Raw genomic sequence first — 26397 nt, 5'->3', positions numbered from 1 at the left:
AACAAAAGACGCCCGAAAAGAATACTTTCCGGGCGTCTGTCTGTTATGCTTTTGGTTCTTCATCGTTTAAAGGCATTTTAAGATCGTCTCGTACTTCCGGTACATCCACAACGTTTTCCGGCAAATTCGTCGTTTCCGTTGCTGGTGTTCCTTCTGTCGCGTCTGTCTTTTCAAGCACTACTGTATTGTCTTTTAACTTTTCTTCACCGTCAGAATTGTAGTTTCGTTCCGGCAATGTCCCATGATCAGACAAGTGTTTAATTTGTGCTGCATCAAGCGTTTCGATTTCAAGTAGAGTATTTGCAATGAGTTCGAGCTTATCGCGGTTTTCTGTCAAAATCTGTTTCGCACGCGCATAGCACTCTTTAATAATCGTTTGAATTTCCACATCAATTTCGTACGCAATGCGGTCTGAGTAATTTTGTTCGCTATTAAAATCGCGACCTAAAAATACTTGTCCTTGTGATTGGCCAAATTGAAGCGGTCCTAGTTTGTCACTCATTCCGAATTCCGTGACCATGCGGCGGGCTATACCCGTTGCACGTTGGAAATCATTATGAGCGCCTGTTGATACTTCACCAAAAATAATATCTTCTGCTACACGGCCGCCAAGAAGACCGGTAATTTTATCAAGAAGTTCCGGCTTTGTCATGAAATAACGATCTTCTCTCGGGAGCATGACAGCATATCCCCCAGCCTGTCCACGTGGAACAATTGTCACTTTATGAACCATGTCTGCTTCATCTAGCACAAGACCGATGACGGTATGACCCGATTCATGGAACGCGACAATTTTTCGTTCTTTTTTGGAAATGACACGGCTCTTTTTGGCTGGTCCAGCAATGACACGATCTGTTGCTTCATCTACATCAGACATATCGATTTTTTTCTTATCTGTACGGGCAGCCACAAGCGCAGCTTCGTTTAGTAAGTTCTCAAGATCCGCACCAGAGAAACCAGGTGTACGCTGTGCAATCGCACGCAAGTCAACAGATTCATGAAGCGGCTTGTTTCGCGCATGCACACGAAGGACTGCTTCACGGCCTTTTAAATCCGGACGATCAACCGTAATTTGACGGTCAAAACGCCCCGGACGAAGAAGTGCCGGGTCAAGAATATCAGCACGGTTTGTCGCCGCAATCATAATAATTCCCTCGTTCCCACTAAATCCATCCATTTCAACAAGCAACTGGTTGAGCGTTTGCTCACGTTCGTCATGACCACCGCCGAGTCCAGCACCACGCTGGCGTCCAACCGCATCAATCTCATCGATAAAAATGATACACGGTGCGTTTTTCTTCGCATTCTCAAACAAATCACGAACGCGGGAAGCACCAACGCCGACGAACATTTCAACGAAGTCCGAACCACTGATTGAGAAGAATGGCACTCCCGCTTCACCAGCTACCGCTTTCGCAAGCAACGTTTTACCTGTACCAGGAGGTCCTACAAGCAACACTCCTTTTGGTATACGGGCACCGAGCTCAGTAAACTTGCGCGGATCTTTCAAAAATTCAACAACTTCAACAAGTTCTTGTTTTTCCTCATCTGCGCCCGCTACATCGTCAAAGCGAACTTTTTTCTTTTCATCGTTGTAAAGGCGCGCTTTACTTTTGCCGAAGTTCATCACACGGCCGCCACCGCCGCCCTGCGCCTGGTTCAACAAGAAGAAGAAGAAAATAAAAATAATGAGGAATGGGATGATCGTTGTGAAAAACTGTACCCATCCACTTGTTTCTTTTGCTGGAAGAATATTCACTTCCGCATTTTGAGATGCGTCATTTATTTGATTCAGCATCGTATCATTACCCGTTACATATGTAACGAACATTTCATTTTCCTTAGCACCTTTTAACGCTCCGCGTATTTCATATACCCCACGCTCCGGCTGCATAGTAAAGGTTTCAACATCATCTTGCTTCAGATACGTCAAAAATTCATTATATGTGACATTATTCGTTGGTGCGTTATTGTTATTGAAATAGCTAACAACACCAATGATGACAAGAAAAACGAGTAAATAAAATATGGTGTAGCGAAAAATTCTGTTCATCCCTTACCTCCTCCCAAAAAAGCTGACTATATGCAATATTATCATATAGAAAGTTAGAGTTACAACTATTTGAACCTTCTTTTAGCCTGTTTAATCCGCTTACTTATTCACCTTTAGCCGCCATATAAATAATCGGTTTTAAGACACCGATATATGGAAGATTACGATAGCGCTCTGCATAATCTAGACCATAGCCAACTACGAATTCGTTAGGAACAGTAAATCCTATCATATCCGCCTTGATTTTTGCTTTCCGGCCAGTTGGTTTATCTAGAAGAGTAACAATTTTCACCGATTTTGCTTTCCGATAATGAAATAACTCTGTCAGATAGCTTAACGTCAGACCGCTATCAATAATATCTTCAATAATTAACACATCGCGCCCTTCTACAGATGTATCTAAATCCTTAACAATTTTCACTTCACCAGATGACACCGTTGATTCCCCGTAACTTGAGACATCCATAAAATCAACTTCAAGATGCGTATCCACACGTTTAATAAGGTCAGACATAAAGGGCATAGCACCTTTTAATACGCATACAAACAATGGATAACTGTTTGTATACTCTTTTGTCAACTGTGCGCCAAGCTGTTTTACTTTCGCCTGTATTTCTTCTTCCGAAATAAGCACTTTCTCAATATCGTTACTTAACAATAGATGTTCCTCCCAAAAATCGATTCATTCCTCTCCATAAATTAACAGAAACGGCCCGGATTGCTCATGAATGGATTTGCGGACACCCGGTACCCAGAGCAGTGTTCCATCTGCATCCGTCACAACCGGAAGAGCATCCCGGTATGCTAAAGGGATCTTTTCGTCAATAAATAAACGGGCTAGCTTTTTCGAACCACTCATTCCTTTTAACTGAATTTTGTCGCCTTTTTGGCGCGTTCGAATGCAGATTGGCCATCGTATGTGATCCGAATCCAATTTAAAACATGCTAATTCAGCTGAACATTCCCCTTCTGTTTGAACTATAAATGTACCTCCAGATGGCCACTGTACCACGTCCCCTGGATAAAGAAAAAGCGGTTCATTCTTTTTTTCAGACTCCCCCGTTTCAAATGAAAATAAACAATCGTCTCCAATTTTCTGAACAGTAAGACTAGATGGAAGGTTTAATTTCCCCGATGGAGCAGATGATTGAAGCAGTTGTAAAGTGTGCTGAATATGTAGAAATGAAAACGCTGTTTTTCCATGATAGAGATAGTTTAATATTAGATGAATTGCCCTTCTTTGTAAAGGCATAGGCACTGTTTTGAACGGATCAGTTTTTAGAGATACATGCCGATGTTTCCACATTGTCATATTCTCGATTTCTTGCCAGGCAAGTGCTGTTAAATATTCTTCATCTTCTCTCCTCTCTTCGCTGAAACGTTGCACATGAAAGGGTGCTTTCTTATTTTCTTTTTTAATGAACGGCAGTAAGTCATGCCGGAACCGGTTGCGTGTGTAATCGTTTTTTTCATTACTTGGGTCATCACGGTATTGAATGTTATTGGATACGCAATAAGTAAGAATGTTTTCTTTTGTTACCGTCAGAAAGGGACGGATAATAGATCCCCCTGCAAATGATCGTTCAGATGGGATGCCTGTATATGTGTGGGATCCTCTGGTCAACTGCATAAAAACCGTTTCGATTTGATCATCCGCATGATGAGCTGTCGCCAGTTTAGCCGCGCCGTATTCTTTCATCACTTGCTCAAAAAAAGAATAGCGGACATTCCTGGCAGCTTCTTGAATACCTGCTCCTGTTTTAATTGACTCAGCGCTTGCATCTACCTGCCCCGCTTTAAACAAAATATTTCGTTCCTGACAAAATGACTCTACAAACAGCAGATCTTCATATGATTCGTTTCCACGTAGCATATGGTCCACATGAATAGCACTAATCGAAATAGACATTTCCTTTTGATTCTCATAGAGAAAATGAAGCAGCGCCATTGAATCGGATCCACCTGAAACAGCAGCGACTATATGGTCCCCTGGCTGAATGAGTTTATGTGTATGAATAAATGTTTTTACCTGTTTTTCAAAAGACTGCATAACTTCCGCTCCGCTTCTCATCGTTTCTTTTAGTGTAACAAAAACACCATGAGGATGAATGTAAAAAAAACCAATACTACAGGCCATTTTTTTGATTTACTCTTCTTTCTTCTTGTTCTCAGCTTCATCGTTTTTTTACCTGATAAACAAATAAGCAGCTCTTTTTTCATCGTCTTCGCACAGTTATAATGACCACTAATCGCCTGCTGCAATATAGGCGCAGCCAGTTGAAGTACCGGTGATGATTCAATAATAGCTATTAAGCGTTCAATTTGTCCGTCAGCCTCTTGCACTTCTTTTTTATGCACCAGTGTAATCGTCAAAACAGAAGCAGCGAATAGATCATACGCAGGTTCCGCTTCTCTCGTCCCTGAATGCCAAGAAGCCCGGTCGTAAAGAGTCGTATACTCTTTTACAGAACGCCCTTGTTTTGTGATCCCCCCCATATCCACAGCTCGGATCATATGGGTAGGACCAGAAACAATTAAGTTTTCTGGCTTTAAATCACCCATAATTTTGCCTGAATTATGAAGCGGCTCCAAAAAATCAAGTAATCGAAGCAGCAGAATAAAACTCCATTCTTCTTTTTTATTTCTCATAAATGTATGCAGCATTAGCCCGTCAATATACTCCATAATGTAAAATGGATAAATGACACCGTTTTTTTCAACATCGTCTGCTTCAATAAAAAAAGGGCCGGGAGATGCACCCCTGACCCGTTCAAGTGATTTCAGTGTATTCGTTTCAGAGGCAACAGCCGCAGAATCGGCAAATTTTAACGCAGCCTGTCCAATCGTACCTGTTACAAGGTAGACGATTCCATTCTCCCCGCGGCCGATTTCTCTCTCTACCCGCCATTTATGTCCAGTCCATTTGCCTATTAACAACTCTCCCGACATTGCTTCATATCGATTTTTCATCGTACCTCTCCATATCAAGAAATGAAGTAAGGGCCTGTCTGATCGCTGGACCGGTCGGTGTAATACCGCCAGACGCAAGCTGAGGAAATGATTCAGCTAATTTTTTTGCATTGTCTGTCCAGCCAATCCGCTCTTCCGCTGCACTATATTTCCCAGGGAATGTCCACAATGAAAAAGAAGAATGACCGCTTCTCGATTGCATACTAACCGACAAATCATAAAGCGCTTCTTTAACAGCTGGCAGTTTCAGCTTCATGCTAGCACTCATATCTGTCAATACAAGCAACTTTAATTCTGCTTCTTCACTAATGTCTTCCACCTTTTCTGCAATTTTGCCTCTTTTTTCAGGCGGCAGCGACTCAACTCGTGTATCTTCATTTAAAATATCACGCAGTTCCTGATTAATAATGTTATATATTGTACCTGTCATGGCCTGACGCGTCACGTTCACAACGGTTTCTGATAATGATCTAGCTTTGACAATCCGGCTTTCTCCACCACCAGATCTCGCAATAGATTCAATCTCCTCTAGTCCTTCCGCACTTTTGCTGTCATCGACAATCCCAATGACATTGACGGTAATGCCTTGCCGCAAAGCAAACGCAGCCATCGCACCCGGATCTTCTCCTGTGTTTGAGCAACCATCCGTTAATAAAAGAAGCTGTCTGATCGTCCCCATCTTCATGATCGTCTCCGCCTTTCACCTTTTTCTTCATATTCGACGGAAATGAAGAAAATTATACAGCCCGACGTTTCATCGACCGTTTTTTCTTTTTCTCAGACGGTGCAATATCATAAATTGGAATTGCCGCCCACTCTGGTAAATTATGTTCCACGCGTGCGACACATAGCGTCATATCATCTTTTATTTGCCCAGCTTGTGTACGAATGACTTCATCCATTAATAAATCAGCAAACTGCTGAGGATCATTCGTCTCAATGGATTTAATTTTTCGTTTCATCCAGATATCAGCGTTTTCAATAAAATCAGGCCCTTCGAACACTCCATCACTCATCATGATCAGCAAATCTCCCGACTTCAGTTGTTCATGAACAGTATCTACTTCAAACTGTTGTAAAATACCTATTGGCAAATTACCGGCTTCAACCTTTATTATTTGATCACCCCGTTTAATAAAGCTCGGCGATGAACCAACTTTCAAAAAGACCGTCTGTGCATCCTGCAAATCAATAATAGCCAAGTCTAGCGTTGAAAACACTTCGTCATTCGTCCGCAACGACAAAATAGAGTTAATCGATTTCACTGCTACTGTTTCTTCAATGCCGGACTGTAATATCCGTTTCAATAAGCTGATCGTAGCGCTGCTTTCATCGTGTGCTCTATCTCCATTCCCCATCCCGTCACTGATCGCAAGCGCAAATTTCCCTGTCCCTATTTCAATCGCTGAAAATGAATCCCCGGATACAAGTCCGCCTCCTTTTGCAGCATGTGCTAGCCCTGTCACAATGCGAAATGCTTTCGCTGATCGGAATACACTTCTCATTCCAGAACCATCCTCCTGCTCGCGAACAACAATGATATATTCATCGAGTAATTCCGATAAAATAGGTGCAATAATTTTTTCGCTTTCTCCATGTCCTTTTGAATACGGAATTGTCATTTCGATATCGATTGCTCCTTTTTGAACACTGAATACATCGATATCAGTAATTTTCATTCCGAATGATTCAATTGCAGACGTTATTTTTTCCTCCTGTGTACAATGCGCTGCTTCTTCACGCTGCATTTCACCCGCAAAATCACGCATCACTTTTGATACTCCTCCCAACTGATCCGCAACGATTTTCCGGCTATCTCGCATTTGCTGTTTTAACTCTTTATTCGCACGGTAATACGTCAGTTGTGAACGAATCTCTTCTTCTACACGAACTGGTCGGAAACAGCGGCTTTCCAATTCTTTTACAAGCGGAGGTGATAAACTTTCTTTTTCAGTATCTACTTCTTGAAGCACGTTTTTCATCAATTCATATGTTTCATCAAATTGATACACCCAACACTGCTCTTTTTTGAAACAAGTTTGGCATGTTTTTTCCGTAACTCCACTTAAAAACAAATCAAATTCTCTATCTTCACCCTCTAAAGATTGAGTGGGTTGTGAGAAACTATCAGCCAGGGCATCAAATAAATCCGAAAACTGTTCCATTCGATCTGAAGTCACATCCCGTACTTTTCGTAAATATCGCTGCTGTTCTATCGAGTGCTCTGTCGTTCCCGGAATTAATTTAGACACATGGTCTGTCCATGCTTTCGGTGTCATAAATAAAAGCAATGCAGCCGCAGCCGATTCATATAAAGTCGTCATATTCATGATATCGCCCTCACCGTAAAAGCCGGCCAGTACGGTGGCTGCTATTAAGCCTGCCACTGCGCCGCCCCGTTTCCATTCTTTGAATAATCCTCCCAGCAGTCCAGCAAACGCTAGAATGCTCATTTCATGAAAATCGCTAACACCTGCTAAACTTAAAATCAATCCGCTTACAACACCAGCAGCCGAGCCAAATGCAGCACCTGATAAAAACGAAATAGCGGTTACGAGATAACGAGCCGCTATATGATCTGCCTCAAGTCCGCCAATGGACCAACCGACCATTCCTGTCGCGGCCGAGGCGAAGACAATAAGCAACCCAATCCATTCTTCCGTTTTTAGTGTACGAATTCGCCCTGATAAGGATAAAAACGGCAAGCATTGCATAAAGATAAGTGTCAGCACAAAAGCAAGTGATGCTTCCACAGCAGCGAGCACAAGATCGTATGCGGGTACAAACTCCGGACCGTTCACTGTATATGCGAAAATACTTTTCACTGCAAGAATTGTAAAGAAAACAAAAAACGGAACAGGCGCTGTTTCCCCTTTATGAAGCGTCCTGAATAATCGGTGTAAAAGTAAAAAACTAAACAACACGGCAAAGGTGCTTGCTGCATTCAGTGGTGAAACTGTAAATGCTCCTGCGAGAACAGCGACACACACACGCGGTGCCATCTCTTTTTTCATAACAAATACTGCTGCAAAAAAAGAAAGCGCAAAAGGCGACAATTGTGAAAGTAATAAAGCCCGTCCAAATAAAAAGCCTGCCGGAAATAGTATCCAGCCTCGATCAAGTAATAAAAAGGCGGCCTTTCCTGCATATCCGTTGCCCCACTCCCGGCCCAGAACTGCTTTCCCCATCATCCCATACTCCGCTCTTTGCAATACAGCCCACTCTCCTTTTTACTCATTTCCTTAAATTGAAGTATAAAAGAAAGCGCCTTCAAATTTTGTCAAACGAAGGAATCATTGCCAATAAATCGTTCGACAAATTAACTAAGATAAAGTGAAACTTCATTCAGTGGGGGTCTTCATCCCCCACTGAATGAAACAGGAACTCAAGTAAAGAGCACCGCGTCCTGCGGCAATACTTGAGTGACCGGCTTCAGCCGGTCCGAACCAATCGGGCTTTTACGGACAGTCGATCCCCCGCCTATACCCTTCTTTTCTTTTCAAAGTCTTGAAGCGAGGGACTTACTGCCCGTTAATGCGGGGTAAAAGAAAAAATTAGTATTGACATTTCATTCCCGCGCCGTTATTATTGATTCTGTGCTATAAAAGAAAGCACATTTTTGGCGGTGTAGCTCAGCTGGCTAGAGCGTACGGTTCATACCCGTGAGGTCGGGGGTTCGATCCCCTTCGCCGCTATTTTGAACTGCATAGTTTGCCTATTTAAGGTTGACAGACATAAGATGTACTGACTGCATGGCCTTCTTCAACCATGCAGTCAAAATCCCTTATGCCTCAAGCCCTTGGCATACGTAGTTAGACATTTCAATACTCTTTCTTATTATCAAGGCCCCTTGGTCAAGCGGTTAAGACACCGCCCTTTCACGGCGGTAACACGGGTTCGAATCCCGTAGGGGTCATACTAACAAAATCAGCAAGCTTAACTTGCTGATTTTTTTTGTTCCCGACATTCTTCCACTATCATCTTCTTGCATCAGCATATTCCCTACCAACATCCCTTCATTACTATTTTTTATTTTTTGAAAAAATCGTATCCGAGCCCTGGATTTTCACTTAACATAATCATTGGCCCTTGAAATGGAGACATTTGGGTATCATTACTTTCCAGCCATAGTGGAGCATCCAAGTCAATTTTCAAAATATTAGGATGAGCACAGGCCAAGTGAGCCGCAGCTAAAACACCCGGCCCGCTTTCCATCATGCTGCCGATCATACATGGAATCCGTCCCGCTTCTGCAATACTGGCAATTTGCAGTGCTCGCACAATACCACCTGCTTTCATCAACTTAATGTTTAACCAGTCAACCGCCTTTATTTGCACTAATTTCAATGCCTGTTCAGGAGAAAAAATACTTTCATCTGCCATAATCGGTGTATGCACATGATCGCTCACATATTTTAACGAATCAATATCGTCTGCTAAAACAGGTTGTTCGATTATACTAATGTTTAATCGTGCGTCTTCCCACCCTTTAATAATGTTAACAGCTTCTTTTTTATTCCATCCTTGATTGGCATCTACTCTAATTTGGATAGATGGCCCTACCGCTTCACGTATTGCTTTAATTCGTTCAAAATCTTTCTGTCCATCCAGTCCCACTTTTATTTTTAACGATTTAAACCCTTGCTCAACACTCTCCACTGCATCGCGGACCATCGTATTCACCTGATTAATGCTGATTGTCATATCATTTTCAAGTATATTTGTTTTCCCTCCCAGCAGTTGATAGAGCGGGAGACGCAAAAACTTTGAATAGGCATCAAACAAAGCAATCTCAATGCCTGCTTTTGCGCTCGTGTTTCCTATACATGTCTTCTGGATCGTTCGTGAAAGACTAAATATGTTTAAAATGCTCTGATCGATCACCACGGGAGCCAGTGTATTTTTGATCGTTGATTTTATACTTTCAATGGACTCGCCTGTTATAACAGCGGAAGGTGAAGCCGTTCCAATTCCCTCTGTTCCATCCTTTAATTTAAGACGAACGACTGCCACTTCAATGGAAACAACCTTCCTTAATGCTGTTATAAATGGTTTTTTTAGCTTTAACCGTTTTATTTCCACCTCAACATGACTTATTTTCAAACTAATTCTCCTTTCTTGACATTCTATTCGTGCGTATTTTAAATAAATAAAAAGAATCCAGCTGCAAGAGAATATCAATTCTCACCTAGCTGGATTCTTTCCTACATAGAAAACGATCTCGAGTATCGGTATTCGAGACCGCTTAATAAAATACGTGCAATTATATTGTATCAACAGGGAGCAGCGTTAACCGCGTCTTCCGCCTCTTCCACCTCGGCGTGAGTCTGTTTGACGCTTTAATGTTGTCATACGTTCTTCGCTGTCTTTCAAGAAACGGGCCACTTTCGATTCAAAGTTCTCGACAGGCGGCTGTCCTCCACCTCGTGGTCCCCCTTTTTGACGGAAATCACCCTGGCGTTGTGGACGCGGACGATATTGCGTTTGCGGTGGTGGATTATCCTTCGCTTTGCGAATCGACAAGCCAATTTTACCGTCTTTCTCAACATTCAATACTTTTACTTCCACTTCATCGCCGACAGTCAAGTGATCATTAATATCTTTGACATAATTATCCGCCACTTCACTAATATGAACGAGACCCGTCGAACCTTCCGGCAATTGTACAAACGCACCAAACTTTGTAATGCCGGTCACTTTACCCTGTAACTTGCTGCCCACTTCGATTGACATAAAAAAATTGTTCCTCCTTAAAATTGTTCGAGCTTTATTTATTATTATAGTACGTAAAAAAAGCGTGTCAATAAGACACTGCCTTCTTTATTCTTCCTCTCTCTGCTCTTTTTGATCCGTTTCTGGAATATTAAAGATAATTTCCCCTTTGTCAGACCAAAAATATTCTTTCCGCGCAAGTTCCGCAATATACTCATCATCCTTCAATCGTTCAAGCTCTTCTTCCGAATGTTTTTGCTGCTGTTCCAGCTTGATCAGCTGCTGCTCCGCTTTCACCAGCTTTTCCCCACTCGTCTCAAGACTGGCAGATTGGGATATGATTGCTGATAACATGGTACCAAGAATAATAAGCCCTACCACCCCAAAAGCTGCTAATCGGCGCATGAGTTTTCGTTTATGCTGCATTTTAAAAATTGCTTTTTTTTCCTGAGACAATATAAAGGCATTTTTCAATAATAATACTTTTTCTTTGTTCAGTCCGCGCATTGCAGTTCCTCCACCATTTATTTTTTTGAACGGCCTATTGCCGAAAATGGTCGTAATAATAATGTCTTTATCATCCATAATAATAGAGAATGGATCATTCTGGCAAGGAAAACCACAGTTTTCATAATGATAAGGACCGGATTGATGAAAAAAATGTGTATAATTGTTTTAATAATATTTCTTATGAGCCGACACAGAAAAAAAACAGCATGCATCAAAGGAAGAAAAAAGCGCCTTACGGACAGAAAATAGAGCAGAACGCCAACAAATAGAAACAAAAAGAACGGAAGCCTTACTTGTCCGTCATTTACATAATATAAAGAGATAAACAATCCGATCGCATAAATACTCCAAAATAGACCATCACTTAATATAAGCAGAACAGTCTTTTTTTTATTCTTACATCTGATCCGCCGGTAAACATCAAGCAGCATACCGAAGCATATGCCCATCACAGCCATCAAGAGTGCTGTTTCAATTTGTGTACCGAGATTCATTTTGACCGTTTAAAAAATGATTTCCCCGCACTTCCATCTACATATAGAAAGGCCGTGATCCGCCCTTCAATCGCTGCCTTTTTATTGACGGTATCAAAATGTTTCATTCTCAGCCCGCTGCCGCGTACTTTCAGCTTGCCCATTACCGTCTGCAGTAAAAATTCTGAACTATCGAAGCGCTCCACTTGCTGAACACCTGTTAATTCTACTGTTTTCCGCCCTGTTATATTCACTGTGTGTTCCTGCTTTATTTCCATATTGGTCATCTCCTTTTTATAATCTCTATCTGAGATAATATGCGAAAGGCTTGAAGATTATGAAAAAAGCATCCACTCTTTTTAGAGTGAATGCTTTCCCGCTTACTCAGACAGTTGTTCTTCTTTTAACACATCGTACATACCTGCTGCTTCTTCCTTTTTCGTTGTATCCAGCAATTTCTCAACACGGACCGTCATAATGCGGCGGCCCAGACGAATTGCCAGTTCATCGCCAACTTTTACATTAGAGCTTGCTTTTCCTGCTACGCCGTTAATGGAAATACGCCCTTGATCTGCTACTTCTTTTGCGAGTGTGCGACGTTTAATAATACGTGATACCTTTAAAAATTTGTCCAGTCTCATCTATCTCTCTCCTCTTTTTTTGCTTCATCCCAAAATGAATCGAGCTCATCTAGTGTAAAGTCTGTAAATGGGCGGCCGCTTTCTATTACACGGTCTTCTATATAGCTGAAGCGGCGCCGAAATTTGATGTTTATCCCTGCGAGTGCTTCTTCTGGATGAATGTCATAAAAACGCGCAACATTAATGAATGAAAAGAGGACATCACCGAATTCTTCACGAAGATGAGCCGCGTCACCCGTCTCTGTTTCAACGAGAAATTCGGTCCATTCTTCTTTCACTTTTTCGATTGCTCCAGATGCCTCGCTCCAATCAAATCCGACTTTCGCTGCTTCTTTTTGAATGTCGTATGCTTCGAGTAATGCCGGCAGACCTTTTGGGATTCCATCGAGCAAACGAGCCCGCTTATACCCTTTCTCAGCTGCTTTGATTTCCTGCCAATTCGCTTTCACATCATCTGCGGTTTCAGCCCGCTTATCCCCAAACACATGCGGGTGACGTCGAATCATTTTGGAAGAAGTCGATTCAATTATATCTTCAATGGTAAACATGCCTTCATCCTCGCCAATTTGCGCATGAAGGAGCACTTGCAACAAAACGTCACCAAGTTCGCCTATCATTGCATCATCGTCTTTGTCATCAATCGCTTCAAATAATTCATATGCTTCTTCTATTAAATATTTTTTTAACGATGAATGCGTCTGTTTCAAATCCCATGGACAGCCCCCATCTGGTGCGCGTAAACGGGCGATGATCTCTCTTAGCACAGAAAACTCTCGATATGTATCTTCTTCTTTTTGAACAGGCGGCACGTACACACTCGTTAAATTATTAACCTCCATATTGCGATCAAGCTCGTAAAGGGGCATCTTTTTTAGCACTTCCTGTTCGCTGCCCGCTGCCGTTATCACTGTCACTTCATGGTCATCCGGATATTTTTCCATCAATGTCAATTTCACATCAGATGCTACAAATGAATCGTACACTTGGGCAATGATCACGTGACCAAAAATATGAATATCGTCGCGATTCAATGCAGTACCATCAAGCAGTTGAAAGCCATCAGCCGGATCGATTTCAATGCTGGCAAAAAGCGCATCTAGAAAGCTTTGTCCGCCTGCAATCACCACATCTACTTCACCTGACCGTTTTCGCTCAAGCAATAGTTGTACAGTCTTCTCTGCTGCCATTGGATGTCCGGGTACGGCATATAAAACAGGCTCGTCTTTCGATGCTTCAAGCAACAGCTCGACAATTTCCTCATATACATCTTCAAACCGGTCATGACGTTCATAAACCGTATCAAAACTTTTAAACTGTACACCTTCTTGCTGCAATACGGAAACGACTGGATGATCCATCGTTCGAAGCCAGACCGTATTTGATTTTTTTAAAAGCCTATACACACCAAGGGGCATTTGATCAAGATCAGCAGCTCCGAGTCCTACAATCGTTATCTTTTTCTTCATTACACGTCACATCCTCTTATTGCGCTTCGCCTTCCAGTCAATGATTTTTGATCCGAAAGGCAGCAGCCGCAGTTCATCTTCATTCAATACGTTCCATTTTACCATGAAAGCAAAAAACAGACAGGCTCCAAGCATTGCCCCGCTGACCGCTGTCACCCCGCTTACAAGACGCCCCGCTCCCTCCGGCAAAAGAAAATAAATACATATGTATACAATAACCGCCATGAAAAATGAAATCATCATGGTTTTAAGTATAAATACACCGGTAAATAACGGCCGCTTTTCATGTTTTCTCAACACGACAGTTAAAAATAATACACCCGCAAGCAGTGCACCTGTTGTGGCGAACGAAGCACCGTATAACCCATATATCGGAATAAAAAGCGCATTTGCTGTCCATTTAAAAGCAAGTGTGATCACAGCACTAGCTGCCGGAACCCAGTCCTGTCCCTGTCCCTGGAAAATAGCATTCATCGTCGACATGATGGAATAAAAAAAAATCGATATCCCGAATACTGCCAGTACGCCAGAACCTTCAGTCGTTTCAAACAACATTTTATTCAGCGGAATCATTACTGCGGCTAAACCACTTGATGCTGCAAGGCCGAGTGCAAAGCTAATCCGGAGTGCTGTCTGGCTGTACACTAAAGCAGCGTGGACCTCTTTTTCTTTTATCGCTTTTGTAATAAGCGGAACGACTGTTAACGAAATTGACACTGCCGCAACGACACCGAGCTGAAGTAAAGGCTGGCCCCGATCATATATACCCTTCCCTTCTTTCGCCATATCAGCTGGAATTCCTGATAAAACAAGCCCATTATAAATTTGAAACGAATCAGCCAGCTGTAATAAAACTAGCGTTAATGCGGATAAACAAATCGCGCTGCCTTTCGTTATGATTATTTTGGCAATTTGAACATCGAATTGAAAAGGAATCAAAACCTTTTTCTCCGTTTTATACAGAAATAACGCAATGACGGACGCGATCATACCGAACAGCGAACCGGCGACTGCACCGAGACCGGCCTCATACAGCGTCCTTCCCGAATAAACAGCATAAAAAGAAAATAACAAAATACAGAGAATACGAGTCGACTGTTCAACCATTTGCGACATAGCAGTCGGCATCATGTCACCCCCTCCTTGAAAAGTACCGCGGCAAACAGTTATATACGGCATCGCCAAAAAGAAGAAGGCACTCAGCTGAATAAGCGGTGTCAGCTGTGCATCTCCCATTGTTATTGCTATCCGGCTTGCAGAAAAAAATAAAATTAAAAAAGACAATATACCCATTATACTAATTGTAAAAAATGCGGTACGGATCAACTGTTGTTTTGATCCTTTCTCTGCCCCTGCAACAAGCCTTGAAAGAACAATCGGAAAGCCTGAGACAGCAAGGCCCGTAGCAATTCCATAGAAAGGATATACTTGCTGATAAATATAAAAACCGGTGTTGCCGACAATATTTTGAAAGGGCACACGGTATACCGCACTTAATATTTTTACAAATAATGCAGCTACCGTTAACAACACTGCTCCTTTTATAAACGATTTTTCTTTTTTCATGTGACCACCTCTGTCACTACTTTACTCATTTTCAATATGTTTGCAAAGAAAAACCCGGCTCCTCAGCCGGGAGTCCGGGTTAACGCTCCATTTGTTTGCCAAAAAAAGCAGCGGCGACAAATGCCGCTTTTTGTTCTGTCTCTCCTGCTGACCGTTCTTCTGAAAATAAGACGACCGCACCGATTGTATCACCAGATGCAATAATCGGTGCAATAAAATATGATGCAACCTGTATCATACGACCGTCCACAAATTCTACTTCACGCCCGTCATTGCTTTCAACGGAACGGCGCTCTTGAATGACTGTTTCAACAATCGGTCCAATTTTCCGTTCAATGAAGTCTTTCTTTTTTACACCGGCAGCCGAAATGACGGTATCTCGGTCGCAAATTAAAATTGCATAATTTAAACTGTCAAATAGCGAGTCTGCATACTCCTGCGAAAAATCGCCTAGCTCTGTAAACGGTGAATATTTTTTTAAGATAACTTCGCCATCCCGATCAACAAAAATTTCGAGCGGATCTCCTTCTCGAATGCGAAGAGTGCGACGTATTTCTTTCGGAATGACCACGCGGCCCAGATCATCAATTCTACGAACAATACCTGTTGCTTTCATGTTAGCTGCCTCTCTTTCACCATCAAAATATCGAAACATTTTGCTATGGTGTTAGTATCTTTCAATAGAGACATTCTATACATGTTGTTGCGGCTGTTTTTTTGCTTTCTCAAGTTGGCTGATTAATATGAGTGCTGCATCGAACCAGCCTTGTTCTGGTGCTTGTTTAACATCAATCGTTATTTTCAGTTTTTGCTCATCCATTCCAAGTCCACACATGCGGCCGAACTTGTTGCAGATAGAAAATACTTTCGTACCATCGATTTCTTTCGTTCCTTGTTCGCTCATCAAAATGGTGACCGTCTCTTTCGACTGCTTCATTGACTCAAGCTTCGTCTTCGCCGCATGTATTTTCATTTCAGCCACTTTAAACAAATCAGCTGTTTCAGACGGATAATCACCAAAGCGATCGGTCATTTCTTCTTTTAATTCTGCAATTTCATCAAATGAATCCACTGAGCGGAACCGCTTATACATATCAATTTTTTGCGCGCTGTCCACAATATATGAATCCGGAATGTACGCATCGATCGACACATCTACTTCAAATGATGGCACCTTATTTTCTGTATCACCACCGCGTTTCTGTTCCACTGCTTCTTTCAACATTTGTGAATATAAATCGAATCCGACCGAATCAATGTAGCCATGTTGTTGAGCACCTAGCAAGTTCCCGGCACCCCGAATCGATAAATCACGCATCGCAATTTTAAAACCCGACCCGAGTTCCGTAAATTCTTTAATCGCTTGAAGTCGTTTTTCCGCTGGTTCAGACAGCACCTTGTCTTTCCTATACGTGAAATAAGAATATGCGACACGGTTTGAACGGCCGACACGTCCACGTATTTGGTACAGCTGCGACAGCCCCATTCGGTCAGCATCCTGCACGATCAGTGTGTTAACGTTCGGTATATCCACACCTGTTTCAATAATCGTCGTCGTAACCAAAATGTCTGTCTCTCCTTCTAGAAAAGCAAGAATGACCGTTTCAAGTTCTCTTTCCGTCATCTGTCCGTGCGCATACGAAACACGCGCATCTGGTACGAGCGTGGAAATTTCATCTGCACGCCGCTCAATATCTTCAACCCGATTGTATAAATAAAACACCTGACCACCACGGGCTATTTCACGCTCTGCCGCTTCACGCACAAGACCAAGGTTATGTTCAACGACATATGTCTGCACTGGAAAACGATTTTCCGGCGGCGTTTCAATGACCGACAAGTCGCGCACACCGAGCATTGACATGTGAAGTGTCCGCGGAATAGGTGTAGCAGTCAATGTCAAGACATCGACATTCGTTTTCAGCTGCTTAATTTTTTCTTTATGCGTCACACCAAATCGCTGCTCTTCATCAACTACTAGCAAACCAAGATCATGATACTGCACATCTTTCGATAAAAGACGGTGTGTACCGATAACAATATCTACCGTACCTGCTTTCAATCCCTTTAACGTTTCTGTCTGTTGTTTACGTGTCCGAAACCGGCTAAGCAGCCCCACTTTCACTGGAAAGTCTTGAAGACGTTCTTTTAACGTTTCATAATGTTGCTGGGCGAGTATTGTAGTCGGCACTAAAATAGCTACTTGTTTTCCATCCGCTGTTGCTTTAAATGCTGCACGGATCGCCACTTCCGTTTTGCCATATCCAACATCTCCACATAAAAGACGGTCCATTGGCTGCTCCCGCTCCATGTCACGTTTTATTTCTTGAATAGAACGAAGCTGATCTTCCGTTTCTTCATATGGAAAAGCCGCTTCAAATTCACGTTGCATATCGCCATCCGGTGAAAATGCGTATCCTCTCGCCGCTTCCCTCTCCGCATATAACTTTAATAAGTCATCAGCAATATCTTGCACAGACGACTCAACTTTCTTTTTCACTCTTTTCCATTCATTTCCACCAAGTTTATATATCTTCGGCTCTTTGCCTTCTGAACCAACATATTTTTGAACAAGTTCAATTTGATCGACCGGCACAAATAGCTCATCAGTTCCCTGGTATTTAATCTTCAAATAATCTTTATGAACGCCATTAATTTCAAGGGTTTCAATACCAAGATATTTCCCGATCCCGTGATTAACGTGAACAACATAATCTCCCGTCTTCAGTTCAGAATAGCTTTTAATCCGCTCTGCATTCGACAGCTTCTGACGTCGCTTGCTTTTCGATGACTTTTTATTAAATAACTCCTGTTCCGTTATAACAGCTAGTTTTAAAAGCGGGAATTCAAACCCGGAAGTAAGCGCACCAGGACCTATTTGAATAACCCCTTCAATGATATCATTCTGATCTTTTAACTTTGTTGCTTCCATGCCGTAATCGTCAAGCGTAGCTTTTATTTTTTCAACTCGTTCGACTGTTTCGCCTAAAAACAAAACCGTTGTGCTGGATTTTTTCCATCGGTCTATTTCACCTTCAAGCACATTCATCTGACCATGAAAGTTTTGCATTGGCCGTGCGGAGAAATTAACGATATTTTCTGGTTTTCCTCCTGCCGTTTGGCGCATAAAAAGCGATAAGTAAACTAACGGTTGTCTTATTGATTGCATAGCTACCTGCAGCGAATGCGCAAGCTTTAACCCATGCACCGCTTTTCCTTCTTCAATAAGCCCTGTATACCACTCTGCTTCTTCTTTCTCAAGTGACTCACTTATTTCTTGAATGCGGCTCATTTCGTCAAAAAAAACAACGCCGCCTTCTGGCAAATAAGAAGTGACAACAGCCGTTTCTTCGTATAGAAGAGATGTGTATTTCCCAAGCTCATTGATACGGACGCCTTCTTTTAGTTTTTCAATATCTGCACCAATAGAGACGGTCAGTTGCTTTTTCACGTCTGGGCTGCCTATTTTCTTCACTGTATCTGTGAGTGACTGTTCTAGCCGTCCGGCAAGTGCCACCAGCTCTTCTTTCGATGCTGGCATTTCCCCTGCTGGTCCGATTAAAACAGATGCCATGCTATCAATTGAGCGCTGCGTATCCGGTGCAAATGTCCGAATCGAGTCAATTTCCGTATCGAAGAGCTCAATACGGACCGGATGCTCTGATGTAAGTGGATAAATATCAACGATTCCTCCGCGAATACTGAACTCACCTGGTGTATAGACCATATCTGCACGCTCATAGCCCATTTGTACAAGCCCTTGCTTAAGCAATTCTAGATCAATATCCTCGCCGATTGTAAACGTTTTTTGAAGCCGCTTCCATACTTCTTTTGACGGGATGAGTTTTTTCAAGCCTGCTGTAGGAACAATGTAAATACCTGTACCACGCAGTACAAGATGATTGAGCATTTCAATACGCTGTGCACGCAATTCAGGGCTTGCAATGCTAATTTCAGCAGCAATTAATTCATTGGCTGCATATAAGTATACATTTTCTTCTGGTATGAATTGTGTTAAGTCATCATATAGCTTTTGTGCCTGAAGCATATTATAGGTAACAATCATAACCGGCTTTTGCAGCTTTCGATAAGCAGCGGCTGCAAAAACAGCCCGCAGTGAGCCGGACAGCCCCGCAGCCAGCTGTTCTTTCATACCCGCTTCCATTCCATTTACAATTGATACCGCTTCTTCATTTTTTAAAAATAAATCAAGTAAATGATTCATTACCCAACCCCCCTTTTTTCCAAAACAGAAAAACGCTTTGGAGCATACGCCCAAAGCTTTTTAACGCAATGCATCATTGATTGAATTCATTCATCACATCAATAAATGTTTTGTCGATTGCACTTTCACAGGCAGCTGCACTTTTTTTGACTGCCGATTCCATGACAGTTCGTTCTTCTTCACTAAACTTGCCAAGTACATAATCAACGGTTTTGATTGGACCATCTGGACGGCCGATGCCTACACGCACACGCTTAAATTGATCCGTACCTAGGTGTGCAATTGTCGATTTGATCCCGTTATGACCACCAGCGCTTCCTTTTTGACGGAGCCGTATTTTTCCCTGTGGCAAGTCCAGATCATCATATACAACAATGATATCCTCTTTATCGATATCATAATAGCGCATCACTTCACCAATGCATTCTCCCGATAAATTCATATATGTTAATGGTTTTAATAAAATGACTTTTTCTGTTCCTTTTCTTGCGATCGCATACACACCTTTATATTTTGCTTCTGAGAGCTCGACTCCAAACTGGTCAGCTAACTCATCAATGATATCAAAGCCGATATTATGACGTGTCCCTGCATATTTCGTGCCTGGATTGCCAAGGCCCACGATTAATTTCATATTTATTTGCACCTCATTTTCACAGTTATATTCAGTATACATGACTAAACATAAAAAAAACAGGCAGAGCTGCTTTTATCGCAGGCTGCCTGTATATTACACTTACATATTAATTTTCTTTTTCTTCACCAATAACGGGAACATCTGCATTAGCAGTATCTTCATCTTCTTCCGACCTTTGTGGGGGAAGAATCGAAACAATTGTTTCGTCATCCTCGTTTTCGATCATGAAATCAAATTGATCGCGAATATCACCAACTGAAATGGAGTCACCTATTCCTAATTCCGAAATATTGACTGTTACATGTTCAGGGAATTCCGATACTTTGGCTGTGACATTCAATTCGAATAATGGCTGCTGAACGATGCCGCCTTCTTTTGCACCGATTGCTTCACCTTCAACGTCAACACGCACCTGTGATGTAATTTCGGATGATTTATCTATCGCAAGGAAATCGGCATGGATGATATGTCCTTTCAGTGAATCTTGTTGATACTCCTGCAAAATCACGTCATATTTTTCATCATCTACTTTTAGCGATATCATTCCATTTCGTCCAACTTCACGGATCACTTTAATAAATTGAGGTTCTTCCACTGATACTGCTTCAGATTCTACACCTTTACCGTATATGACAGCTGGAAATGAGCCCTTTGTACGAATTTCTGTTAATGCAGCCTTCGTAAAGCCCTCACGTTTTTTAGCTTCCAATGCATTACTCATATTGAATAGTCACCTTTCTAATTTTAAGTTACTCGTTTTGTTTTATTTGTACATAATTGTATATTCCCTAAACAAACGCTTTGTAAACCTAATTAAGACAAAAAAGAATCAGCTCTTTAAAAAGAACTGATTCTCCATTTTTATTAATCAAATAATGTACTGACTGATTGCTCTTCATGAACGCGGATAATCGCTTCACCAATAAGGGGTGCAACAGACAATTCAACAACTTTATCTGTCTTCTTTTCGGGTGCAAGCGCAATTGAATTCGTCACGACAAGCTCTTTAATGATGGAATTTCCTATACGCTCCAGTGCAGGACCCGATAAAACAGGATGCGTACAACATGCATATACTTCTTTTGCTCCACTTTCAGTAATTGCCTTCGCTGCAAGTGTTATCGTACCAGCTGTATCAATAATATCGTCGATTAAAATGGCAATTTTCCCATCTACATTGCCTACAATGTTCATCACTTCAGATACATTCGGGCGCGGACGACGTTTATCGATGATCGCAATTGGTGCTTTTAAACGATCTGCCAATTTGCGGGCACGCGTTACCCCCCCATGATCCGGAGATACAATAACGAGATTCTCTTTATCGAACCCTTTTCCCTTGAAATATTCACCTAAAATTGGCACGCCTAGTAAGTGATCAATTGGTACATCAAAAAATCCTTGAATTTGCGGTGCGTGGAGATCCAGTGTAATTAAACGAGTTGTTCCTGCCGTTTCCAGTAAATTTGCAACGAGTTTCGCTGTAATCGGTTCACGGGCACGGGCTTTACGATCCTGGCGAGCGTACCCATAATATGGTATTACTACATTGATTGTTTTGGCCGAAGCACGTTTCAACGCATCAATCATAATGAGCAATTCCATTAAATGTTCATTTACCGGTCCACTAGTTGACTGCACGATGTATACATCACAGCCGCGTATGCTTTCTTCGATGTTAATTTGAACTTCGCCGTCGCTAAAACGTGTAACTGAACACTTACCGAGTTCCACACCGATAAAGTCCACAATTTCTTGGGCTAATCCTGGATTGGAATTCAACGAAAAGATTTTTAAATTTGGATCTAAATACTGGTTGCTCATGATGACCTCCACTGTCATTTTAATCGTTTTTTGAAAAGATTTTTTGAACGTAGTTTTCTTTATTTACTTGACGCGAACGTGCAATCGCAAGCGCTTCTTCCGGTACTTCGTTTGTGATCGTCGAACCTGCTGCCACATAAGCACCTTTCTTCACCGTGACCGGAGCGACAAGATTCGAGTTGCAGCCGATGAACACACCATCTTCAATTTTCGTGAGAAATTTATTTTCCCCATCATAGTTCACTGTAATAGATCCACAGCCAATGTTTACATCGCTGCCAATCTCTGCATCACCAATATAGCTTAAATGTGATGCCTTGCTTCCTTTTCCAAATACAGCCTTTTTAATTTCGACAAAGTTGCCGATCTTCACTTCATCGTGAATGAAAGATTCCGGACGTATATGAGCAAATGGACCAATATTGACATTTGCTCCAATTTCACTGTTAAACGTTACAGACTGCCGAATTACTGTACGGTCCCCAATAGCACAGTCACTCACTTCTGTATTCGGGCCGATTACGCAGTCTCCGCCGATGGATGTCTTACCAGAAAGAATTGTACCGGGATAAATAACCGTATCCGTCCCAATTTCAACGTCTGGTCCAATATATGTGTTAAGCGGGTCAATAATTGATACGCCGGCACGCATATGATGCTCGTTAATTCGGGAACGCATAATCCGCTCTGCTTCACTGAGTGCGACGCGATCATTGACGCCAAGTGTTTCATTGAAGCTGTCTGTTTGGTAAGCAGATACAATTTCACCTGCCGCTTTTAAAATTTCAATAACATCCGGCAAATAATATTCACCTTGCACATTTTCATTTGATACATTTTTGAGCGCCTCAAACAGCGCTTTGTTATCAAAACAGTACGTACCTGTATTAATTTCTTTAATGGATCGTTCTTCACCTGTTGCATCTTTATGTTCAACAATGCGGCTCACAGAATTGTCTGTACCACGAATGATACGGCCATAACCATCTGGTTTTTCTGCAATCGCTGTTAAAATGGTTGCTTTAGCTCCTGTTTCCGCATGATGGTTAACAAGCGCCTCCATCGTTGATGTTTGAATAAGCGGTGTATCGCCGCAGACAACGAGTGTACAGCCTTCTTTGCCTGACAGCATCGGCTCTGCTTGAATGACCGCATGAGCCGTCCCAAGCTGCTCTTCCTGCAGCGCATAAGCAGAACGTTCACCAAGCTGCGCCTTTACTTTGTCCGCCCCATGGCCGACAATTGTGACAATCTGTTCTGTATGTAAACCTGAAATTTGATCAATAACGTGTTCTACCATCGGCTTTCCACAGACAGGATGCAGCACTTTATACAATTTAGATTTCATGCGCGTTCCCTGTCCCGCAGCCAAAATGACGGCGTAAATATTTGTCATAAAAGGCCTCCTAACCTGTTTATCCCTATTGAATATATCTTAAAAAAGCGTTTATTTCAATAATGGGGGGAAATTGACACATTATTGACAACGCATATAGTGAAACTTCATTCAGGAAAGTTTGACGGCTTTTTAATCTTCCATAAAAAGCAAAAAAAGAGCTCTACACAAAAAGTAGGCTCTTGATGTATAAAACTCTGACGGTAGCTATAGGGACATCCAAGCGATGAATGTCTAAACGCGTAACGAACCTGCTCCCGCTTCTTCAAGTTCGACAAGTTCTGTTTCGCTATATTCATCAATGCGATGATACGCTGAGAGGACTGTGTCTTGGATTTTCCCGCGCGTACTAGAATTAATGGGATGCGCAATGTCACGGAATTCTCCATCCGGTGTCCGCTTGCTTGGCATTGCAACAAACAAGCCATTGTTCCCATCAATAACACGAATATCATGAATCACGAATTCTTCATCAAATGTAATGGACGCAATTGCTCTCATTCGGCCGTCCGTTTGTACGCGCCGCAATCTTACATCTGTTATTTCCACGCATATTCACCACCTCTACCCATATTAAAAAATGTATAAACTAATTATTCAATAATAATTTAAATATTCCTTCTTTTTCCCCTGAAAAAATTTTCATAAAAAAAAACCGGCACAAGGCCGGTTTACGCTTCTATAAGAGCAATGACTTCAATCTCTACTTTTACATCCTTTGGAAGACGCGCAACTTCTACACATGAACGAGCCGGTTTATGAGCCGAGAAATACTCTCCATATACTTCATTAACCGCTCCAAACTCTTCCATATCGGATAAAAAGACTGTTACTTTCACAACAGACTCAAGAGAAGCACCTGCTTCCTCGAGTACCGCTTTTAAATTTTTAAACACTTGATGTGTCTGTTCTTCAATTGAACCATCTACGAGTGTTCCTTCCGCTGTTAACGGAATCTGGCCGGAACTATAGAACAAATTGTTTACGATAATCCCCTGTGAGTATGGGCCAATTGCTGCAGGTGCTTTTTTTGTGTTAATAATTTTCATTTTGATTCCTCCTGTAAAAATTCAATACCTTTTGAAAAGTAATTTCCTTCGACAACAGAGATCGCTGCTTCTTTTTCATTTACATCTTTCAGCTTCACAAGCGAAATGTAGTCGTTGATCAACCGATCCGAATACTCTGCTTCAACAAGAACGGCAATACCAGCAACAGATGCATTAAATTCAGCAAGCAGACTGATCATTCCATTAATCGTTCCGCCGCCTTTCATAAAATCATCGACGAGCAGCACTTTGGATCCTTCTTTTAAACTGCGCTTTGACAAAACCATTGCCTGAATGCGCTTCGTTGATCCCGATACATAATTAATGCTCACAGTCGGCCCTTCTGTTACTTTACTGTCTCGGCGTACAACGACAACCGGTACATTTAAATGAGCCGCAATCGCGTGTGCAATCGGAATTCCTTTTGTAGCGACCGTCATAACCGCATCAATCTTTTCATCGGCGTAAGCCGAAGCAAGCAGCTTGCCTACCTGATTCATAATGCCTGGGTGCCCAAGTAAATCCATGATGTATAAATAACCGCCTGGTAGTAGTCGATCCGGATTTTTCAATTGACGGCATAAATCATTAATAAATACCTTCGCATCCTGATTATTCACTCTTGAATAAAACTTCACACCGCCCGCTGCACCCGGCACCGTCTTCAACGTACCAATACCGCATTTTTCGAATGTCTCTTTTATAATCGCCAAGTCTTCACTGATCGATGACTTAGCCGATCCAAACCGTTCCGCAAAAAGCGTCAACGAAACAAGCTGATGTGGATTCTCCAGTAAATAATGCGTCATGTAAATAATGCGTTCACTTCGACGAAACTTCATCGTTATATTTAAACCTCCTGGGGAGTAAAACCGAATATTTTATATATAATATATCTTAATATACGGTTTTAATCAACAGAATTCCCATCTCCTAACATCCGAACCGCGTACACTTGATCACAAAATCCGCGAAGACAATTATACACGCGATGCATACGTGAGTCATGACGTACTAGCCCGAAGACTGTTGGCCCGCTGCCGCTCATTAACACTGTATCCGCACCGAACCGAATCATTTGCTCTTTAATAAGCGCGACTTCCGGATGTGCATTTAATGTGACTGATTCTAAAACATTGCCGACATTTGCACACATTTTATCATAATCATTTTCACGAATGGCTTCGATCATGGCATTTGTATTCGGACGATTCATACGGCCTAGTTTCAAGCTTTTATATACTTCACCTGTTGAAACACCAATCGTCGGTTTAGCTAGAATGACCCAGCAGTTCGGCGGCGTAGGCAATCGGTTAATTTTCTCACCCCTTCCTGTTGCAAGTGCCGTACCGCCATACACACAAAAGGACACGTCTGAACCAATTTCCGCTCCAATTTCAGCCAATTCATCAAGCGACAGTCCAAGACCCCACAGTGCATTTAATCCTTTCAACGCAGCTGCCGCATCACTGCTTCCACCAGCTAGTCCCGCTGCAACCGGAATAATCTTATCGATTTGAATAGCTATCCCTTGTTTAATGTTATACCGCTGTTTCAAAATTTTAGCGGCCTGATAAGCAAGGTTCCGGCTATCATCTGGAACGAAGCGATTATGGGAAATAATTCGAATCTCATCTTTCTCAAGACTTTCAAGCTCAAGCCGATCAGCAAGATCAACTGTCGTCATAATCATTTCTACTTCATGGTAACCATCTGGCCTTTTGTGAAGTACATCGAGCGTTAAATTAATTTTCGCCGGTGCTTTAATCATTAATTTCATTTTAGTCCACCTACTTTATACACAATAAATTATTTCTTATTTTATCACAAAGAAAAAGAGCCGGCTCAAAAGATTCAAATGGAATCTTTTGAGCC

24 protein-coding genes and 2 tRNA genes are annotated in these 26397 nt (G+C 42.0%); 2 read left to right on the top strand and 24 right to left on the bottom strand.

The annotated features are described in order from the left end of the window. Window positions 1-43: 43 nt before the first annotated feature. The 6 genes from ftsH to spoIIE all read right to left on the bottom strand — a co-directional run bounded on the left by ftsH (window position 44) and on the right by spoIIE (window position 8235). Complete coding sequence (gene ftsH / locus BLL40_RS13680; RefSeq protein ID WP_073712432.1) at window positions 44-2053, bottom strand: ATP-dependent zinc metalloprotease FtsH; 2010 nt, start codon at window positions 2051-2053, stop codon at window positions 44-46. Between the two features lie 103 nt (window positions 2054-2156). Then, on the bottom strand, window positions 2157-2711 hold the full coding sequence (gene hpt, locus BLL40_RS13675) for a hypoxanthine phosphoribosyltransferase (RefSeq protein ID WP_073712431.1): 555 nt from the start codon (window positions 2709-2711) through the stop codon (window positions 2157-2159). A 24-nt stretch (window positions 2712-2735) separates the two neighbouring features. Further along, a complete protein-coding gene (gene tilS / locus BLL40_RS13670; protein ID WP_073712443.1) occupies window positions 2736-4103 on the bottom strand; it encodes a tRNA lysidine(34) synthetase TilS in 1368 nt (455 codons plus the stop codon). Window positions 4104-4132: 29 nt separating this feature from the next. Next, a complete protein-coding gene (locus BLL40_RS13665; RefSeq protein ID WP_073712430.1) occupies window positions 4133-5023 on the bottom strand; it encodes a protein kinase domain-containing protein in 891 nt (296 codons plus the stop codon). Then, window positions 5007-5708, bottom strand: coding sequence for a vWA domain-containing protein (locus BLL40_RS13660; protein ID WP_073712429.1), 702 nt, complete (start codon window positions 5706-5708; stop codon window positions 5007-5009). The genes BLL40_RS13665 and BLL40_RS13660 overlap by 17 nt, the downstream gene beginning before the upstream one ends. A gap of 52 nt (window positions 5709-5760) precedes the next feature. Next, window positions 5761-8235 (bottom strand): stage II sporulation protein E, encoded by a 2475-nt coding sequence (spoIIE, locus tag BLL40_RS13655; protein ID WP_073712428.1) that lies wholly within the window; start codon window positions 8233-8235, stop codon window positions 5761-5763. Between the two features lie 409 nt (window positions 8236-8644). Between spoIIE and BLL40_RS13650 the strand changes: the two genes are divergently transcribed. Both BLL40_RS13650 and BLL40_RS13645 read left to right on the top strand, forming a co-directional pair. Beyond that, window positions 8645-8718, top strand: a tRNA-Met gene (locus BLL40_RS13650). A 149-nt stretch (window positions 8719-8867) separates the two neighbouring features. Then, window positions 8868-8939, top strand: a tRNA-Glu gene (locus BLL40_RS13645). Between the two features lie 113 nt (window positions 8940-9052). Here the strand turns inward: BLL40_RS13645 and BLL40_RS13640 are convergent. The 18 genes from BLL40_RS13640 to ispE all read right to left on the bottom strand — a co-directional run bounded on the left by BLL40_RS13640 (window position 9053) and on the right by ispE (window position 26302). Beyond that, the gene (locus BLL40_RS13640; protein WP_073712427.1) at window positions 9053-10126 is read right to left on the bottom strand and encodes a dipeptide epimerase; all 1074 of its coding nucleotides are present in this window, start codon (window positions 10124-10126) and stop codon (window positions 9053-9055) included. A gap of 186 nt (window positions 10127-10312) precedes the next feature. Then, window positions 10313-10756 carry a S1 domain-containing RNA-binding protein gene (locus tag BLL40_RS13635; RefSeq protein ID WP_018395109.1) on the bottom strand — a complete coding sequence of 148 codons (444 nt, stop codon included), beginning with the start codon at window positions 10754-10756 and terminating at the stop codon, window positions 10313-10315. 87 nt (window positions 10757-10843) lie between these two features. After that, on the bottom strand, window positions 10844-11242 hold the full coding sequence (locus BLL40_RS13630) for an FtsB family cell division protein (RefSeq protein ID WP_073712426.1): 399 nt from the start codon (window positions 11240-11242) through the stop codon (window positions 10844-10846). Between the two features lie 17 nt (window positions 11243-11259). Beyond that, the gene (yabQ, locus tag BLL40_RS18245) at window positions 11260-11739 is read right to left on the bottom strand and encodes a spore cortex biosynthesis protein YabQ (RefSeq protein WP_073712425.1); all 480 of its coding nucleotides are present in this window, start codon (window positions 11737-11739) and stop codon (window positions 11260-11262) included. Further along, entirely contained in the window at window positions 11736-11996 is a 261-nt protein-coding gene (locus BLL40_RS13620; protein ID WP_245797953.1) for a YabP/YqfC family sporulation protein, read from the bottom strand. Before BLL40_RS13620 ends, yabQ begins: the two co-directional genes overlap by 4 nt. 102 nt (window positions 11997-12098) lie before the next feature. After that, window positions 12099-12359, bottom strand: coding sequence for an RNA-binding S4 domain-containing protein (locus BLL40_RS13615; protein ID WP_018395105.1), 261 nt, complete (start codon window positions 12357-12359; stop codon window positions 12099-12101). After that, a complete protein-coding gene (gene yabN, locus BLL40_RS13610) occupies window positions 12356-13825 on the bottom strand; it encodes a bifunctional methyltransferase/pyrophosphohydrolase YabN (protein ID WP_073712423.1) in 1470 nt (489 codons plus the stop codon). Before yabN ends, BLL40_RS13615 begins: the two co-directional genes overlap by 4 nt. Before the next feature lie 6 nt (window positions 13826-13831). Then, window positions 13832-15391 (bottom strand): putative polysaccharide biosynthesis protein, encoded by a 1560-nt coding sequence (locus tag BLL40_RS13605; RefSeq protein WP_073712422.1) that lies wholly within the window; start codon window positions 15389-15391, stop codon window positions 13832-13834. A 79-nt stretch (window positions 15392-15470) separates the two neighbouring features. After that, window positions 15471-16007, bottom strand: a complete 537-nt coding sequence (gene spoVT, locus BLL40_RS13600) for a stage V sporulation protein T (RefSeq protein WP_073712421.1) — start codon at window positions 16005-16007, stop codon at window positions 15471-15473. 75 nt (window positions 16008-16082) lie between these two features. Continuing rightward, window positions 16083-19616: a transcription-repair coupling factor gene (gene mfd, locus BLL40_RS13595; protein ID WP_073712420.1), complete on the bottom strand. Its 3534-nt coding sequence runs from the start codon at window positions 19614-19616 to the stop codon at window positions 16083-16085. A gap of 73 nt (window positions 19617-19689) precedes the next feature. Beyond that, window positions 19690-20250: an aminoacyl-tRNA hydrolase gene (gene pth, locus BLL40_RS13590; protein ID WP_073712419.1), complete on the bottom strand. Its 561-nt coding sequence runs from the start codon at window positions 20248-20250 to the stop codon at window positions 19690-19692. Window positions 20251-20359: 109 nt separating this feature from the next. Next, window positions 20360-20974: a 50S ribosomal protein L25/general stress protein Ctc gene (locus BLL40_RS13585; protein ID WP_073712418.1), complete on the bottom strand. Its 615-nt coding sequence runs from the start codon at window positions 20972-20974 to the stop codon at window positions 20360-20362. 143 nt (window positions 20975-21117) lie between these two features. Further along, on the bottom strand, window positions 21118-22077 hold the full coding sequence (locus tag BLL40_RS13580; protein ID WP_073712417.1) for a ribose-phosphate diphosphokinase: 960 nt from the start codon (window positions 22075-22077) through the stop codon (window positions 21118-21120). 19 nt (window positions 22078-22096) lie between these two features. After that, window positions 22097-23473, bottom strand: a complete 1377-nt coding sequence (gene glmU, locus BLL40_RS13575) for a bifunctional UDP-N-acetylglucosamine diphosphorylase/glucosamine-1-phosphate N-acetyltransferase GlmU (protein WP_073712416.1) — start codon at window positions 23471-23473, stop codon at window positions 22097-22099. Between the two features lie 234 nt (window positions 23474-23707). Next, on the bottom strand, window positions 23708-24022 hold the full coding sequence (spoVG, locus tag BLL40_RS13570) for a septation regulator SpoVG (RefSeq protein ID WP_073712415.1): 315 nt from the start codon (window positions 24020-24022) through the stop codon (window positions 23708-23710). Between the two features lie 122 nt (window positions 24023-24144). Further along, window positions 24145-24522, bottom strand: coding sequence for a RidA family protein (locus BLL40_RS13565; RefSeq protein WP_073712414.1), 378 nt, complete (start codon window positions 24520-24522; stop codon window positions 24145-24147). Then, entirely contained in the window at window positions 24519-25364 is an 846-nt protein-coding gene (gene purR, locus BLL40_RS13560; RefSeq protein ID WP_073712413.1) for a pur operon repressor, read from the bottom strand. The genes BLL40_RS13565 and purR overlap by 4 nt, the downstream gene beginning before the upstream one ends. Window positions 25365-25432: 68 nt before the next feature. Beyond that, window positions 25433-26302, bottom strand: coding sequence for a 4-(cytidine 5'-diphospho)-2-C-methyl-D-erythritol kinase (gene ispE / locus BLL40_RS13555; protein WP_073712412.1), 870 nt, complete (start codon window positions 26300-26302; stop codon window positions 25433-25435). Window positions 26303-26397: the final 95 nt, after the last annotated feature.

Source organism: Domibacillus mangrovi, from assembly GCF_001906925.1.
Taxonomy (GTDB): Bacteria; Bacillota; Bacilli; order Bacillales; family Domibacillaceae; genus Domibacillus; species Domibacillus mangrovi.
Note: the sequence above shows the minus strand (reverse complement) of the source record. Positions and strands in the feature narration are given on the sequence as shown.